Annotated in this window: 15 protein-coding genes; 12 read left to right on the forward strand and 3 right to left on the reverse strand. The window is 42.9% G+C overall.

What is annotated here, in order from left to right; all coding sequences use genetic code 11:
- The first annotated feature begins 52 nt into the window (after positions 1-52).
- The 8 genes from ACFP56_RS12045 (at position 53) to ACFP56_RS12080 (ending at position 11,299) form a co-directional block, all read left to right on the forward strand.
- Entirely contained in the window at positions 53-2,893 is a 2,841-nt protein-coding gene (locus ACFP56_RS12045; protein ID WP_379235875.1) for an extracellular solute-binding protein, read from the forward strand.
- A 49-nt stretch (positions 2,894-2,942) separates the two neighbouring features.
- On the forward strand, positions 2,943-3,815 hold the full coding sequence (locus ACFP56_RS12050; protein WP_379235877.1) for a carbohydrate ABC transporter permease: 873 nt from the start codon (positions 2,943-2,945) through the stop codon (positions 3,813-3,815).
- Entirely contained in the window at positions 3,812-4,684 is an 873-nt protein-coding gene (locus tag ACFP56_RS12055; RefSeq protein WP_379234751.1) for a carbohydrate ABC transporter permease, read from the forward strand. Before ACFP56_RS12050 ends, ACFP56_RS12055 begins: the two co-directional genes overlap by 4 nt.
- Positions 4,685-4,694: 10 nt before the next feature.
- A complete protein-coding gene (locus ACFP56_RS12060; RefSeq protein ID WP_379234753.1) occupies positions 4,695-6,179 on the forward strand; it encodes a gluconolactonase in 1,485 nt (494 codons plus the stop codon).
- Positions 6,176-6,796 carry a Yip1 family protein gene (locus tag ACFP56_RS12065; protein WP_379234755.1) on the forward strand — a complete coding sequence of 207 codons (621 nt, stop codon included), beginning with the start codon at positions 6,176-6,178 and terminating at the stop codon, positions 6,794-6,796. The genes ACFP56_RS12060 and ACFP56_RS12065 overlap by 4 nt, the downstream gene beginning before the upstream one ends.
- Before the next feature lie 15 nt (positions 6,797-6,811).
- Entirely contained in the window at positions 6,812-9,379 is a 2,568-nt protein-coding gene (locus ACFP56_RS12070; RefSeq protein WP_379234757.1) for a DUF5696 domain-containing protein, read from the forward strand.
- A complete protein-coding gene (locus ACFP56_RS12075; protein WP_379234759.1) occupies positions 9,379-10,278 on the forward strand; it encodes a carbohydrate ABC transporter permease in 900 nt (299 codons plus the stop codon). Before ACFP56_RS12070 ends, ACFP56_RS12075 begins: the two co-directional genes overlap by 1 nt.
- 73 nt (positions 10,279-10,351) lie before the next feature.
- On the forward strand, positions 10,352-11,299 hold the full coding sequence (locus ACFP56_RS12080) for a carbohydrate ABC transporter permease (protein ID WP_379235879.1): 948 nt from the start codon (positions 10,352-10,354) through the stop codon (positions 11,297-11,299).
- 104 nt (positions 11,300-11,403) lie between these two features.
- Here ACFP56_RS12080 and ACFP56_RS12085 read toward each other — a convergent pair whose 3' ends face one another.
- A complete protein-coding gene (locus tag ACFP56_RS12085) occupies positions 11,404-12,255 on the reverse strand; it encodes an aldo/keto reductase (RefSeq protein ID WP_379234761.1) in 852 nt (283 codons plus the stop codon).
- A 177-nt stretch (positions 12,256-12,432) separates the two neighbouring features.
- Here ACFP56_RS12085 and ACFP56_RS12090 point away from each other — a divergent pair, with 177 nt between their 5' ends.
- From ACFP56_RS12090 to ACFP56_RS12105, 4 genes are all read left to right on the forward strand, one after another.
- Positions 12,433-12,885 (forward strand): MerR family transcriptional regulator, encoded by a 453-nt coding sequence (locus ACFP56_RS12090; RefSeq protein WP_379234763.1) that lies wholly within the window; start codon positions 12,433-12,435, stop codon positions 12,883-12,885.
- 77 nt (positions 12,886-12,962) lie between these two features.
- The gene (locus ACFP56_RS12095) at positions 12,963-13,427 is read left to right on the forward strand and encodes a heme-degrading domain-containing protein (RefSeq protein ID WP_379234765.1); all 465 of its coding nucleotides are present in this window, start codon (positions 12,963-12,965) and stop codon (positions 13,425-13,427) included.
- A 60-nt stretch (positions 13,428-13,487) separates the two neighbouring features.
- A complete protein-coding gene (gene cls / locus ACFP56_RS12100; RefSeq protein ID WP_379234767.1) occupies positions 13,488-14,939 on the forward strand; it encodes a cardiolipin synthase in 1,452 nt (483 codons plus the stop codon).
- Positions 14,940-14,983: 44 nt separating this feature from the next.
- Positions 14,984-15,877, forward strand: a complete 894-nt coding sequence (locus ACFP56_RS12105; protein WP_379234769.1) for an aldo/keto reductase — start codon at positions 14,984-14,986, stop codon at positions 15,875-15,877.
- A 56-nt stretch (positions 15,878-15,933) separates the two neighbouring features.
- Here the strand turns inward: ACFP56_RS12105 and ACFP56_RS12110 are convergent, their stop codons facing one another.
- Positions 15,934-16,719, reverse strand: a complete 786-nt coding sequence (locus ACFP56_RS12110; RefSeq protein WP_379234771.1) for a glucose 1-dehydrogenase — start codon at positions 16,717-16,719, stop codon at positions 15,934-15,936.
- Positions 16,720-16,852: 133 nt separating this feature from the next.
- A complete protein-coding gene (locus ACFP56_RS12115) occupies positions 16,853-17,029 on the reverse strand; it encodes a hypothetical protein (RefSeq protein ID WP_379234773.1) in 177 nt (58 codons plus the stop codon).
- Positions 17,030-17,200: the final 171 nt, after the last annotated feature.

The following is a 17,200-nucleotide window of genomic DNA, read 5'->3' on the forward strand; positions in this document are numbered from 1 at the left end:
ATCTACTACGTTGCTCACAATAGGATTATGTGCATTGATCATTGTAGCCGTTATGGTGCAAATATATTTCTCGAAAAATGAATCCATATCCTCGCTAGCACTAGATGACTTTAAGAAATCTACAGTTAGTGCAGGCAGCTACGATGCCTATATAGCACAATACGAGGGAGTCGCAAAATCAGATCAGGAAATTATTATTGATGCGACGCAATACGTAAAAGAAAGTGATGGAGAATTTAAGGTTCTAAGCCAGTATGAAGGCATGGACGGAGATGCGCTTTATACGGGTGATACTGGAGAAGTGACATGGCAAGTTAATATTCCACAAGAAGGCTTATATCAACTAGAAGTCCTCTATTATCCTGTAGAGGGTAAAAGCTCTGCAATTGAAAGAATGATTTCAATTAATGGAGAGATTCCGTTTGAGGAAGCGAAATTTATTCAGTTTGATCGTTTATGGAATAACGAGTTAGATGAAGTTAAAGTAGACAATCAAGGGAACGAATTGCGCCCAAGACAGGTTGAAGTTCCAGCGTGGACGACCGCGGATGTGAAGGATTCTAACGGTTATATTACGGAACCGTTTCAATTTTATTTTAGCAAGGGTACTCATCAAATTTCATTTATAGCTTCTCGTGAGCCAATGATTATAAAACAATTGCGCTTAAAGCAGCAAGAGGAGGTACCAACCTATGAAGCGCTAGTAGAGCAGTACAAAAAAGAAGGTATTCGCGAGACATCAGGTCATGAATTGCGAATTGAAGGTGAAGCATCCATTCTGAAATCTTCACCAACGCTTTATCCAGTCTCTGAACGTACTAGTGCAGCGGTATATCCATATAGCGCTTCTCTAATAAAAATAAATACAATTGGTGGTTATAACTGGCGTATGCCAGGCCAGTGGGTGGAATGGGAAGTAGAGGTTCCAGAGGATGGCCTGTACAACATTTCATTTGTCGCACAGCAAAACTGGAAAAGAGGTATTTATTCTACTAGAAAGCTAAGTATCGATGGAAAAGTACCTTTTGAAGAAATGAATACGATCGGCTTTAAGTATGCAAGTGGTTACCGTGTAGAAACGATGGGCAATGGCGATGAACCGTATCTCTATTATTTAACGGCGGGTAAGCATCAGATTCGTATGGAGGTTACGCTGGGACCATTCGCGGAGTTGATCTCTGAGGTTGAGGATTCTCTTTACGAGTTGAATACGATGTACCGTAACATTTTGATGATTACGGGAACGAAGCCGGATGAATTTCGAGACTATCAGCTAACAAGTAAAATACCGAACATGATTGATACCTTTATAACCGAGCGTGACCGCTTGCAGGCCGTTGCGACAAGACTAAGGCAATTAGCAAATGGTTCAAGTGATCAAGAAGCATTGCTAAAAACGATGACGGTTCAGCTTAATGAGATGATTGAAAAGCCAGAGAACATTCATAGGAAACTAACAGAATACAAAACAAATGCTGGCGGTCTTGGAACATGGGTGCAGCAGGCAAGAGAGCATCCGCTTGAAATCGACGCCATCATTATTTCTTCTCCAGATCAGGATGTAAAGATTAAAGGGCTCGGTGCTTTTGCGAAGTTAACACATGAAATAAAAACATTTGTAAACTCCTTCTTCATCGACTACAACAGTATCGGCAATGTTTCTGAAGCAAAGGAGCAACGCACGATTACCGTTTGGATTGGTAGTGGACGTGACCAAGCCAACACGATGAAGGCGATGATTGATGAAACCTTTACGGAGGAAACCGGCATTAACGTGAACTTGAAGCTGGTGCAAATGCACACGTTATTGCCCGCCACGCTAGCAGGACAAGGGCCTGATGTGGCGATGCAAATTGACAATGATATTCCTGTCAACTTTGCAATGAGAAATTCATCTGTAGATTTAACACAGTTTGAAGATTATGCGGAGGTTGCGGAAAGATTCAGAGCAAGCGCTATTGTTCCGTACCAATTTTCAGATGGCGTGTACGCACTTCCAGAGCAGCAAACGTTCAATATGATGTTCTACCGAAAAGACATACTTGAAGAATTAGGTTTAGAAGTGCCGACAACTTGGGATGAAGTTTCCGAGCTGCTGGCAGTACTAAGCAAAAATCATATGGAGTTTGGGTTGCCTCAAGTGCAGCAGGCTGCTATACAGGGGCAAAACATTCCGCCTAATAGTTTATATGCCGCTTTATTGTTCCAAAACGGTGGTCAATTTTATCGAAACGATGGAAAGGAATCTGATCTGGATTCAAGAATTGCGATCGAAACCTTTAAACAATGGACAGAATATTACACCGATTACAAGCTTGAGCGTGAATATGACTTCGCCAATCGTTTTCGTACAGGGCAAATGCCGATCGGCATTATTGATTACACCATATACAATCAGCTGACGGTATTTGCACCAGAAATTAGAGGGTTATGGGGCTTTGCACCGATTCCTGGAACAGTGAATGAGGACGGGACGATCAATCGCCAAGTTCCAAGCGGTGGATCAGCGGTTATGATGCTTGAAAAAGCAGAGGATAAAGATGCGGCTTGGCAGTTTATGAAATGGTGGACTAGCGATGAAACGCAAGCAAAGTTTGGTCGCGAGATGGAAGGCCTAATGGGAGCAGCAGCACGTTATCCAACAGCTAACATTAATGCGCTTGATAGCTTGCCATGGCCAGTTGAGGATTATAAACAGCTAAAAGAGCAGTTCGATTATGTCGTTGGAATTCCAGAAGTACCTGGCGGTTACTTCACAGGCCGTCATCTATTCAATGCCTTCTACAAAACGGTCATTGGCATGGTTGAAGCAAGAGAGGCATTAATGGATTATACCACTTATATTCAGGATGAAATTACGAACAAACGAACGGAGTTTGGATTGCCACAATAGGGAGGGGAGATATAGCGTGACGAGCTGGTGGAGTCTAAAAAAACATGAGATGAAAAAGAGCAAGCATTCTTATATATTGCTTGCACCTTATATGATATTGTTCAGCGTATTTACCGTTTTGCCTGTTGTCATTTCCATCATCTTAAGCTTCACATATTTTAATATGCTTGAATTCCCTAAATTCGTTGGCTGGCACAATTACTCCAGACTGTTTTTAGAGGATGATATTTTCTTAGTAGCGATTAAAAATACGATTTTATTTGCTGTTATTACAGGTCCAATAAGCTATATTGCCTGTTTTGTGTTTGCATGGATTATTAATGAGCTGTCACCTAAATTAAGAGCATTTATGACGCTTGTTTTCTATGCTCCTTCTATTTCAGGCAACGTGTTTTTTATTTGGCTCATGATATTTTCGGGTGACCGTTATGGGATTGCTAATGGTTTTCTAATTAAATGGGGCTTGCTTATGGAGCCGGTTCAGTGGCTGAAAATAGAAGCCTATATCCTACCGATCATAATAATCGTGCAGCTGTGGTTGTCACTTGGAACAGGTTTCTTGGCATTTATTGCTGGTCTACAAACAGTGGATCGTACCTTATATGAAGCAGGGGCAGTAGATGGTGTACGTAATCGTTGGCAAGAGCTTTGGTACATTACGTTACCATCCATGAAGCCGCAGCTCATGTTTGGTGCTGTCATTCAGCTGACAACATCACTTGCCGTTGCAGATGTTTCGATCGCACTCGCAGGTTTTCCAAGTGTAAACTATGCCGCAGAAACGATCGTTACCCATCTAATTGACTATGGTACAACGAGATTTGAAATGGGGTATGCGTCATCTATTGCAACCATTCTATTCATTATTATGCTTGGAACAAACTTAATCGTACAAAAACTATTACGCAAGGTAGGTGAATGAGCATGCCCTTCTCCTTTAAACTCCGTACGAAAAGGGTGAATCGCTCGTTCTGGGGAAGCTTCAGCTTATTTATATTACTAGTTTTCTTTGGAGCATTCATGGTTCTACCCCTGGTTTATGCCATTAATAATGCATTTAAGCCGCTAGATGAAATCTTTTTGTTCCCACCAACCCTATTTGTGCGAAATCCGACGCTAAACAACTTTAGTGATTTGCTCAATCTATTAGGGGAATCGTGGGTTCCGTTCAGCAGATATATTTTCAATACGGTATTCATAACGCTAATGGGGGTTATTGGTCATGTTATTTTTGCATCGGCGGCAGCCTTTCCATTAGCGAAGCATCACTTCCCAGGTAAAAAGATGATGTTTCAAGTTGTTGTATTATCTCTAATGTTCGCACCAGCAGTAACGGCTATTCCGAACTATATGGTCATGAGCTGGTTAGGACTAGTCGATACGTATTGGGCAGTTATTGTTCCTGCTTTTGCTTATTCCTTAGGTCTATATTTAATGAAGCAATTTATGGAGCAAATGCCTGATGCCTTGCTGGAGGCAGCTAAAATTGATGGAGCAAGCGAGTATCGCATTTTTTGGACGATCGTTATGCCTAACGTAAAACCTGCATGGCTAACGCTTATTATTTTGCAATTCCAAATTTTATGGGGCAGTGACGGAAACGGATTTATTTATAGTGAACAGTTGAAGAGCTTGCACTTTGCAGCGAATCAAATCATATACGGAGGAATCGCCAGAGCAGGTGCAGCAGCGGCTGTTGCGCTTATCCTTATGAGTGTACCGATTACACTATTCGTATTTTCACAAAGTAGAATTATTGAAACGATGGCCTCTTCAGGTATGAAAGAGTAGGAGGGAAACGATGTCTATCAAAAAATGGATTAGCTCGGTACTTGCGGCTTCCCTTATTCTCTCAAGTAGTTTCCTGGAGGTAGCGGAGGCAAGCACGCCATATGAAGCTTACATCTATAATTACTGGGAAGAGTCAGTCGCTTCGCCCGCAGCTTTTGTACCAAAGAAAAGCGTGAATGGAATCGACATGGGGATTGGGGAATTGCTAGAGCCTAACGATATGGTCATTGGCAATGATGGAAGGATATACATTGCCGATACAGGCAATAAGCGAATTGTCATTACAGACCGTAATTGGCAGGTCATGAACGTACTTGACGGATATGAAACAGAGAGCGGCGAGCAGGTTTCCTTTCAAAATCCTATCGGCTTATTTGTCGATCAAGATCAATTGCTGTATGTTGCGGATTCAGGATTAGGTCAAGTCATTGGTTTTGATGAGCATGATAAGCCTCGCCTTATTATCGAAGATCCCAAGTCGGATATTATTGCAGAGGGCTTCAAATTTGTTCCGAAAAAAATAGCCGTTGATGCAGCAAAGCGTGTGTATGTTGTAGCGAATGGTGTGTTTGAAGGCATTATGCAGTTTGATACGGATGGGACTTTTCTAGGTTATATCGGTAAAAATGAAGTTCGTCGTAATTATTATGAAATTGTGTGGCGCATGTTCTCAACCCAGCAGCAACGAGACCAAATGATACTGTTCATTCCAACCGAATTTTCAAACTTGGATATTGATGCAAAAGGATTTGTGTATGCCACCAATATTGATATTAACTCTGATACACCGATCAAACGATTAAATCCTTCCGGGGAGGATGTTTTGAAGCGCTACGGTTATTTTGATGTTAAAGGCGATATTTTGTTCCGATTATCAGTTGGACCATCTGTTTTCATAGACATTAAGTACTTGGGTGATGGTCTATATAGTGCGCTGGACATGAATCAGGGCAAAGTATTTACGTATGATTCAGAAGGCAATCTGCTTTATATTTTTGGTGCAAAGGGCAATCAAGTCGGTACGTTTAAGACTGTTAGCGCGATTGAGTATGATGGGGAACATTACTATGTTTTAGATCGTGCCAGAGCGAATATTACCGTGTTCGAGCCTACGAAATTTGGCAGCACGGTATTAGAAGCGTCACGCTTGCATTATAACGGCTATTCTGAAGAAGCGGTTCCGCTGTGGAAAGAGGTGCTTTCTTTAAATAGCAACTATGATGTTGCGTATATCGGGATTGGTCGTTCGCTTGTCATGGGCAAACAAAATGAAGAAGCGATCTACTACTTTAAGCAAGGAATGGAGCGTAAGCAATATTCTGTAGCCTATAAACGGTATCGTCGTGAAGAGATGAAGGAGCATTTTAGCACAGTCATGACGGTTCTGATTGTAGGGATTGTGATCGGTCTTGCATGGACGGTTTGGCGAAAGCTACGTAAAAACAATCGTAAATCAATAATCAGTCAGTCGACAGGGAGGGATCAAGCGCTATGAAGCAGGACTTTTTCCAATTTCCACTTCAAGTGATCGTTAAGCCCTTCGAAAGCTTTTGGGATATGAAATATGAGAACAGAGGAAAGCTTAAGGTTGCTTTTACATTAATCGTCTTAACGATATTAGCGGTTATTTTGCAAAAGAAATACGCTGGATTTTTGGTGAATTACAATGATCCTCGTACGCTCAACAGCTTAGTGGATATCGCAACCATTCTGTTTCCTTTTTTCCTATGGTGTGTGGCCAATTGGTCCATTACAACGCTAATGGGAGGCGAAGGAAAGTTTAAGGAGATTGTATTAGCAACAGCTTACTCGTTAACGCCATTCATTATTGTTTATTTGCCAATGACCTTTATTAGTCGTTACATGGCTAATGAGGAGGTAGCGTTTTATTACTTGCTCCTATCTATTGCATCGTTATGGTTTGTGTGGCTGCTTTTTGTCGGGATTATGACGGTCCATCAATATACGGTGTTGAAAACAGTGACAACGATTGTTTTAACGATCATTGTAATGGGCATTATCGTATTCCTTGGAGCGCTAGTATTTAGTATGCTGCAGCAAATGTATGATTTTATTTATAACGTTTATCGTGAAATCCTGTTTAGAACATAAAAAGGGGGAGCATCCATGAAAAAGAAAAAGTTATACACCGTACTCGGTGCTCTCCTTGTGATAGGGGTTGTCATCGGTACATTGTTTTTAGTAAATAAAGGAGCTCCCGCAAGTGACTTGACGGCATTCAAGCAACTGCCGCAAATAGCTGAGGGAGTTCCGTTTACAAGTGCAGCTGCGAAAAGTCATGCAGCAGTAGATGGGATGAAGCTTGTTGCAGATAACGGTAAGCTGGCATTATTCATCAATGAGACAACGACGGAAATTGCATTAGTAAAGCTCGATACGAACGACGTATGGTACAGCAGTCCGCCTGATCTTGAGGATGATGCGATCGCTTCTCCCTATGAGAAAAATGTGCTGGCGTCTACATTAATTATTCAATATCGAGACAGACAGGGGAATTTGTTTGTAGACAACAATTATGAAAAAAGTGTAGCCAATGAACAGTTTACGATTGAAAGCATCCCAGATGGTGCTCGCGTTGTCTATACACTCGGTGATGTTTCTAAAGGAATTGATGCGCTGCCTAAATATATGAGTAAGGAGCGGTTCGAACAGAAAATTATTTCGAACTTATCTGAAGCGAGTGCGAATTATGTTAAAGCTCGTTATATGGCATCTAAAACTAATCCAGAGGTAATGGAACGTTTAGATGCACAGGTGGAGAAGCAGCTTGTCCTTAACAAAATGATAAAGGCATTTGAAGAAGCGGGCTATACGGAGGAGGATCTAGCGTTTGACGAAGCTGAACATGGCGGCGGAGCTAGTGCAGGAGGCGATAAGCCTACGTTCACCATTGCTCTTGAATATACGCTTCATAATGATCAGCTCGTTGTCAATGTACCTGCGTCAACCATTGAGGAAACCTCGACATACCTTATTCGTACCATTGATGTTTTACCATTTTTCGGTGCATCTGGCGTAGAGGATGAAGGATACATGTTCGTGCCAGACGGATCGGGCAGCTTGATTTATTTGAATAATGGAAAAATTAAGGAAGAGCAATACGTCCAGCGTGTGTATGGCGATGATCCTAACAATACGCGCTTGGCGAGAGGGATGGTTAGTGAAAGCGCGAGAATGCCGGTATTTGGCATGAAGCGTAATGATGCAGCATGGCTTGCCGAAATTACGTCTAGTGAAGCCAGTAGTAGCATAACAGGCTCCGTTAGCGGGATGAGAAATAGCTACAATAATGTATACGCATCGTTCCGACTTCGTGGTGAGGATTGGCTGGAAATGTATACAGGAAGTGTATATCAAGACATTCAAATTCTTAATGAAGAGCGTTATAACGGGAATCTTGAGATCAGATATACGCCATTAAGCAAGGAGCAGGCTTCGTATAGCGGTATGGCACAAGTGTATCGTACACATTTGGTAGAGTCTGGCGTGCTTCAGCCGATACAGGCTTCCTCGTCCATTCCGTTTTACTTGGATATGCTAGGTTCATATGATACAAGAGATTCCTTTCTAGGTGTTCCTTATCGTGATATCCAGTCACTAACGACTTATCATGAGGCTGCCGCTATCGTAGATGAACTAGCTAATCGCGGTGTCCAAAATATTAATATGAGATATTTGGGCTGGTTTAATAAAGGGATTACCCATCGTACTCCTTCTAAAATTAAACTGGATTCCGTTGTAGGCAGCAAAAAGGAGCTGCAGCAACTATCGCAGAAGCTGAAAAATTTAGGCGGTAATTTATATCCTGATGTAGCGTTTCAGTATATGTACGCGCATGATCAGGCATTTACTCCATCTTCAGATGCTGCTCGATTTGTAACGAGAGAGGTCGCAGAGCTCTATCCTTACAATCGTGCACTAAGCCGGATGAGCTCAGATCTAGGCAGCTATTATTTGTTATCGCCGTCCAAGCTGAATTACTTTGTCGATCAATTTTTGAAAAAATATTCAACTTATAATATGACGGGCCTTTCCTTGCGTGATCTTGGAAATGTTGTCGGTTCTGACTATCGAACATCAAGGGTTATACATCGTGATCCAGCTAAGCAAATCACGCAGCAGGTGCTTGAGGGCATCAATCAAAACTATGAAACAATCGTTGTCGGTGGTCATGCCTATGCCTGGGCTTACGCTGATCATATCGTGGATGCGCCAACAAGCTCTAGCGGCTTTAGTCTTACTGATGAGTCTGTGCCTTTCTATCAAATGGTATTGCATGGATTCATTCCTTATAGCGGAAGTGCGATTAATTTATCCGATGAGCAAGATGTTAACAAGCATTTGTTAAAAAGCTTAGAACTGGGGGCATCCCCGCATTTTGTATGGAGCTATGACGACTCGGCACAATTAAAGTTCACGAGATATGATCAATATTTCTCCACACAGTATCAAATCTGGTTGGATGATGCGGTTAAGATGTACAACGAAGTGAATGACGTGCTTTCGAAAGTTAGCGGTGCAGCTATGGTAGAGCGAGTGGTTCATCATCCTGAGCTTATCGAAATGAAGTATGATAATGGTCAATCTATTATTGTAAATTATAGCGATAAAGAGGCTGTAGTTCGTGGTCAAGTTATTGCACCTCAACACTACTTTATAGGAGGTGTACGTTAATGAAGATCAAGGGCATATCCTTACATCGCAAACGGTCTCTACTAGGCTTTGTCTTCATCGCACCTTGGCTGATTGGATTTCTGTTTCTTTACTTGACGCCGCTGATTCAATCGTTGAGATTTAGTTTTACGAAATTGGCGATTCAGCCTGATGGTTATGATCTTATCTCAGTAGGATGGAATAACTTTTACAATGCGCTTTTTGTTGATCTAAATTTCAATCGTGTCCTTGTAGATTCGATTGTTGAAATGGTTTACTCCGTGCCGATGATTTTGTTTTTCAGCTTATTTTCGGCAACGCTTCTTAATCAAAAGTTTCGCGGCCGTTCGTTAACGAGAGCGATCTTTTTCTTGCCGGTTATATTAGCGTCTAATGCGATTGAATCAGCTGAAAGAAGCGGGCTCATTAACTTGATCGGGACAGGTGCATACCTCGATGAAATGCAAACCTCAACGTCTAGTTTCAATGTCATGTCGATGGTTTACATGTTGTTAGATGTTGGGATACCGGCATCATTTGCCGATTATATCGTGACCGCGATCTTATCGATCTACAGCATTATTACAAGCTCAGGTGTACAGATTCTTATCTTCTTAGCAGCCTTGCAATCTGTCCCAAGCTCCATGTATGAGGTTGCCAAGATGGAAGGAGCAACCGCTTATGAATCGTTCTGGAAAATTACGTTTCCGATGGTGAGTCCATTAATCCTGACGAATATTATTTATACGGTCATTGATTCATTTAGTGGAAGCAGGATTACGACACTTATCTATGATACAGCCTTCACTACACAAAATTTCGGCTTGAGTGCTGCAATGTCTTGGATTTACTCTCTAGTTGTCTGTGTGTTCCTTGCTGTCATTGGTCTAGTGTTGGCGAAACGTATTCATTATAACTAAGAATGATTTTGGGGAAGGAGGCTATCAAGTGGATAAAATTCAAAATGACGCACGCTATTATCGAAATAAGAAGATGCAGCAAAACGTGTTTGACAAGCTATACGTTCTGTTTCGAACCTTACTCGTAATCGGGATATCCTTTATTATTATTTATCCGATTATACAAAAGATTGCAGTCGCATTTAAAGATAAGAGTGACATATACAATCCTACGATTTATATGATTCCTGTAAACTTTACTTGGGAGAATGTTCAACTCGCAATGGGTATTCTAGATTATTTCCCTATGCTCGGTAAAACTCTGCTTTTTGTAATGGTTGTAACGGTATTAACGGCAGCAAGCTGCGCACTTGCAGGGTATGGATTTGCTAGATTTGACTTTCCGGGAAATGGTCTATTTTTCGGCCTTGTCGTTGTAACGATACTTATTCCAACGACAACATTAATGCTCCCGTACTATATTCATTTCAAAAATTTTGACGTTTTTGGCTTAATACAACTGTTTACTGGAAAGTCCGGGGTCAATCTCCTGAATACGTACTGGCCGTCTATCATTACTTCGGCAACAGCGATTGGGTTGAAGGCGGGACTATTCATCTATATTTTCCGTCAGTTCTTTAAAGGGCTGCCTAAGGAGATTGAGGAGGCTTCTCTAATTGATGGGGCAGGTGGGATTGCAACATTTTTTAGAATAATGCTGCCTAACGCAATGCCGCCCATTATAACCGTTGTTTTGTTCTGCTTCGTATGGCAATATAACGATACATTTTATACGACGCTATTTATGAGTGGTATGGATTTGATGTCATTGAAGGTTGCTACACTGCCGACACAAGCAGATCAATATATACCGGTATTAATGGGGTATAGTCATAGCTCCGGGTTTAAAGCTGATCCCAATCATGTTGCAATGGTTGTGGATACAGGGATATTGCTAGCCATTATCCCATTGCTAGCGTTGTATCTTGTCGTGCAGCGTTACTTTGTGGAAAGTATTGAACGATCGGGTATTGTTGGTTAATAGCGAAATGATATCGCTAAGCCATAATAGTTATGTACTTAAGCCGAGAATCTCCAGAACGATATTCTGGAGATTCTCGGCTTTTTATTACAGCTCAATAAACGTTATAGATCGACTCTCAATGTGCCCAGCATCTTGGCGAATTTCGGATCGTGATACGATAGAAATAGTGTTTTTCCTGTATCGAGTGCAGTAATCTTCTCAATATCGTCGGCACTTAGCTCAAAATCAAAAATATTGAAGTTTTCGATGATCCGCTCCTTGTGCACCGATTTTGGAATTGCAACGACTCCACGCTGAACGAGCCAGCGCAGCACAACCTGAGCGACAGACTTGTTGTATTTTTCCCCGATCGAAGCCAGCACCTCGTTGCTGAACATGTTGCCTTGCCCTTCAGCGAACGGTGCCCACGACTGGTGCTGTACGCCCTGCCCCTTCATAAAAGCAGCACTGTCGAACTGCTGGTAGAACGGGTGCGTTTCGATCTGGTTGACGGCTGGCACGATGTCATTGTGCACGATGAGATCCATCAGACGGTCGGGCAGGAAGTTGCTGACACCGATTGCCTTGATCTTGCCTTGACGGTACAGGTCTTCCATCGCTCGCCAAGCGCCGTAGTAATCACCAAACGGCTGGTGAATAAGGTACAGATCAAGATAGTCAAGCTGCAGCTTTTTCAAGGATTTTTCGAATGCCAGCTTGGTGCTTTCATAGCCGGCATCCTGAATCCAAAGCTTGGTCGTGATGAACAGCTCCTCACGCGGTACGCCGCTGCGCTTGATCGCGCGTCCGACCGCTTCCTCATTCAGATATCCAGCAGCGGTGTCAATCAGGCGGTAACCGGCTATCAATGCTTCATACACCGCGTTCTCACATTGCTCAGCATCGGGAATCTGATAGACACCGAAGCCGAGAATCGGCATTTTCACTCCGTTGTTCAATGTTACAGTATGCATTGTCATTCCTCCCATTGTTCATATATATGATGGCAATCGGTCGAGTCTCCCCGAAAAATAGGGGCACCACAGCGAGGATTTCGCTTACGGCCGATTTGCTTTATAATAAGCCTAGCGCCTTCGTGTTACACGAAGTCAAGAGGTCTTATATTATTTTTTTTGAAGGGGGAACCATGCATGTATACGGTCAAAGATGCGGCTCGGATAACGGGTCTGACCGAGCACGCTGTACGCTTTTATACCGATAAAGGGTTGGTGCCAAGTGTACAACGCAATGAGAATAATATTCGGCTGTTCGACGAACAATCGATTAACTGGCTGCATGGCATCAAATGCCTCAAGCAGTCTGGAATGCCGATTGAAGACATTAAAATGTACGTCGATTACTGTCTCGAAGGGGATGCTACGATTCAGCAACGCTGTACATTGATGATGGAGCATAAGGAAGCGGCGCTTGTTAAGCTCGAAGAAGCAAAACTTCACGTTGCACATTTGGAACAAAAAATCGCTCTATATCAAGCCATTCTGGAGAACCGTTCTCCAGACACTACCAATCCCGGCAACTGGGAAGCCATTCAGCATATGCATTGTGATGTATTTTACTCTCCCTCCGAATCTCGTAAGGCGTAAGTAATCATGATGACGGTATCGTGAAATCGATCATAAATATTTGGTGAAATTGAAATGACCTAACAGGAGGAAAAGGCGTGAACAATCAATTGCTTAAGATGGAGAAAGAGGAACAAGAGCTACGGTTCCACACATTTACTAATGAAACCGCGCTGCAAGTAGGACTCACCATTATCGAAGAAGCGAGAAGCCTTGGCAAAAGCATTACGGTAGAAATTTATCGAGATGGTCAGCGTCTGTTCGCTCATGCTATGGCGGGTACTTCAGTGGAAAATGAGGACTGGATCCGTCGTAAAAATAATGTGGTTCAGCATTTTGGAAAAAGCTCATGGCATGTAGCTTTACTGGCCCGTCAAGAAGGAACAACGCTTGAAGAGAGGGATGGGCTGCCGCTATCCGATTATGTCGGAGCAGGTGGAGCTTTCCCGATTATGGTGGAAGGTGAAGGCCAAGTTGGTACGATTACTGTATCAGGACTGCCCGATCAGGAGGATCATGATCTATTAGTCTCTGCTTTGAGTCGTTTTCTAAACAAGCAATAGCAAGCACATAATGTATGATACAAGCTGCGTAATTAATAAGTCCAAGGAAAGGATTATGTGATGGAAGCAGGAAATCTAATTACATTAATTGTATCGCTTATAACGGTCGTCAATATTATTCTTTCGGCAGGGGTGCTGTTTTTCGAAAGAAGAGATATTGGCTATACATGGGCGTGGCTGCTCGTTTTATTTTTCATACCGATACTGGGGTTTTTGATATACATATTTTTAGGACGAAAGCTGGTTAAGGAAAATTTCTATGGGCTGTCATCTGAAGAACGAGACTTTCTTCAAGCGGAGGTTGACAAGCAGCTCGTCGAGTTCAAAGAGCCAGGCAAGCGTTCATCTCCTGTGCTGAACCGATACTCTGATCTAATTAGTATGAATCTTGAGGCAGCGCATGCATTGATGTCGGATGACAACGAAATCGAAATTCTCAATGATGGTCAGCAGAAATTCGATACGCTGTTCGCTGATATTCGCGCTGCCAAGCACGAAATTAATATCCAATATTACATCATCCAGAACGATTCCTTAGGAAAGCAATTACGAGATGAGCTAACAGTTAAAGCGCAGGAAGGCGTGAAAGTACGACTTCTGTATGACGAGGTCGGTTCGAGAAGGGTTTCACCGAAGTTCTTTCAGGAGTTGCGTCAGGCAGGCGGTGAAGTGGAGGTATTCTTTCCTTCTTTATTAAGACCGATCAATTTTCGCATCAACAACCGAAACCATCGTAAGCTGTGCATCATTGACGGTGACATCGCCTACATAGGCGGCTTTAACGTAGGGAATGAATATCTGGGAAACAATAAGCGATTCGGCTACTGGCGCGATACACATTTTCGTATTCGGGGCAGTGCAGTTAATGATATACAGGGACGTTTCATTCTCGATTGGCATCAGGCTGGAAAGCGGAACGAAAGTCCTTTCGAATTCTCATATCGAACGGAAAAGCATCATGGCACAAGTCCTGTTCAAATTATTTCCAGCGGTCCTAACTCGGAAACCGAGCGTCTTAAGTATATGTACATAAAGCTCATTATGTCTGCCAAGCAAAGCGTCTATATTCAAACACCGTACTTTATTCCTGACCCAAGCTTCATGGACGCGTGCAGAATCGCGCTATTGTCAGGCGTTGACTTGCGAATTATGATTCCGAACAAGCCTGATCATCCGTTTGTATATTGGGCAACCTGGGCTTATGCTGGTGAGCTGTTAAAGTATGGCGCGAAATTTCTGACCTATGAAAAAGGGTTTTTGCATGCCAAAACGATTGTAGTTGATCAAGAAGTGGCATCCGTTGGTACGATGAATATTGACCCACGCAGCTTCAGATTGAATTTCGAGGTCAATGCGATTGTGTACGATGAGAAGATCGCGAAGCAACTGCATGCGATGTTTCTTCAAGATAGTGAGTCGAGCACTGAGCTTACACTCGAGCGCTATAAAGAGCGATCACTCATCATAAAATTAAAAGAAGGCTTTTCGCGATTGCTTTCACCGATATTATAAATGGGCTTCGTCTATACGGAGCAGGAGACAGGAGGCTGAAAGTTGTGAAGAAAAATCAATTAGGGCAATCAGAGCTTTTCGTAAGTGAAATCGGGCTTGGCTGCATGTCGCTGGGTACAGATGAGCGGCAAGCTGCTGCAATCATCGATGCAGCGCTTGATTTAGGAGTGAATTTTCTGGATACGGCGGATTTGTACGACAACGGTCGTAATGAGGAGATCGTTGGAAAGGCAATTGCAGGCAAGCGCGATCAAGTAATTTTAGCAACTAAGGTTGGCAATCGACGTATTCCCGGGCAAGAGGGCTGGGTGTGGGATGCTTCTAAAGCATACATAGTAGAGGCTGTTAAAGGGAGCTTAAAGCGACTTGGCACTGATTATATCGATCTGTATCAGCTTCATGGCGGAATGATCGAGGACAATATTGATGAAACGATTGAAGCGTTCGAGCAGTTAAAGCAGGAAGGCGTTATTCGGGCATACGGCATTTCATCGATTCGTCCCAATGTTATTCGTGAATATGTTTCTCGTTCCTCTATCGCAAGCGTCATGAATCAATACAGCATCGTTGATCGTCGAGCAGAGGAAGAGGTGCTGCCGCTGCTTGAGCAGGCTCAAGTAAGTGTAATTGCACGCGGACCTCTAGCGAGTGGCGCATTAGCTACTGGTCGTCAGCCCGTTAAAGGAGCGCTGGATTATGAGCTGGAGGACCTCGCTTCGCTTCGTGAGCAGCTGGAGCAGATCGATCAGAATCTTACCCAGCTTGCGATTCGTTATTCCTTGAGCCATCCTGCCGTAGCAGCAGCGATCCCGGGAGCGCGTACATTGGAACAACTGAAGCAAAATGCAGCAGCAGCTGCTATGCCGCCGTTAACTAGCGATCAGATTGCCTTTATTCGTGCGATAAGCAAAGCGAATGTCTATACAGCACATCGATAAATGTTATACATGCAAACAACAGCAGTCAAAAGAGGCTGCTGCTGTTTGCATAAACACTAATACTTATACGATTGACCGCCATCAATTGGAATAACGGTTGCGTTAATAAAGGAAGCTTGCTCTGATAAAAGAAAAGCGACTAAGTAGGCGACTTCCTCTGGCTTGCCAAAGCGCTTCATCGGGTTTGATTGTACGAATTGTTTTCCTGCCTCCTCCCAATTAACCGGGTCCAATTGCTTCAATGAACCTTCGACCATTGGTGTCATAATGGCGCCTGGCGCAATCGCATTAATTGTGATTCCATACTCGCCATACTCAATACCGGAGTTGCGTGTTAGACCAACAACGCCATGCTTACTAGCTGCATAGCCTGATTGATTGCCTACTCCGCGAATCCCTCCGACGGAAGCGGTATTGACTATCGCCCCAGAACCTTGCTTCTTCATCACTTCAAGCACGTACTTTAAGCCATAAAACACACCATTTAAATTAATAGTGACGACTTTACGAAACTCCTCGATCCCATAGTCTTCTGTTAGGTTTTGCTTGCCTTCAATGCCTGCATTGTTAAAGAAGCTATCAATTCGGTTGAATGCTTGGATGGTTTGATTGACGTAGTCAGAAACAGCCTGCTCGTTTGAAACATCAGCAGTAATTAACAGTACTTCAGCCTGTGGTGCAGCTTGTTGGATTAGTTGCTTAGTGGCCTCTAAGCCTTCCTGATTTAGGTCTACTAATGAGAGCTTGGCGCCCTCCTTTGCGAGCTGCAGGGCAGTGGCTTGTCCAAGGCCAGAACCTCCACCTGTAATTAATGCTACCTTACCTTCGAAGCGATGACTCATGATATGTTCGTCCTTTCTATATTCATATGCATTGGTAAATTCGATTTGCTATTTTATTTAGCTTTTAATCCAAGTTATAACCAATGGTTAACATACAAAATCGACTGCCATTTCAGGCAGTCGATTTTGTATGTTAACTGTGGTCGCGGTGGCTAATGAACTCATTAGGTACATCATCGCCATCAGGATTATTGTTTTTCATTTGGCTGAGACGACCATTGCGGTATTCGCCGCCATGAACCTTGTTTTTACGTTGGTCATTGTTGTCAGTGCGTTCATGCTTATTATGGATAAAGTCCCTTTCGCTCATCGTATTTGCTCCTTTTCTGTCGATCTAAGATGTAGCATGGTTTATTGTGCAGCGAAATATGCAAACTCTTCAAAAGAGAATTCACAAGCGGCGAACATAATACAAAGGCCAAGTGGAAGGTTGAGAATAAAGCGAGTTATTGCTGCTTGTTAAAGCCGAAGTAGCGACATA

Origin of the sequence: Paenibacillus septentrionalis, assembly GCF_042659865.1 — a bacterium.
In the GTDB taxonomy this organism is placed as follows: domain Bacteria; phylum Bacillota; class Bacilli; order Paenibacillales; family Paenibacillaceae; genus Pristimantibacillus; species Pristimantibacillus septentrionalis.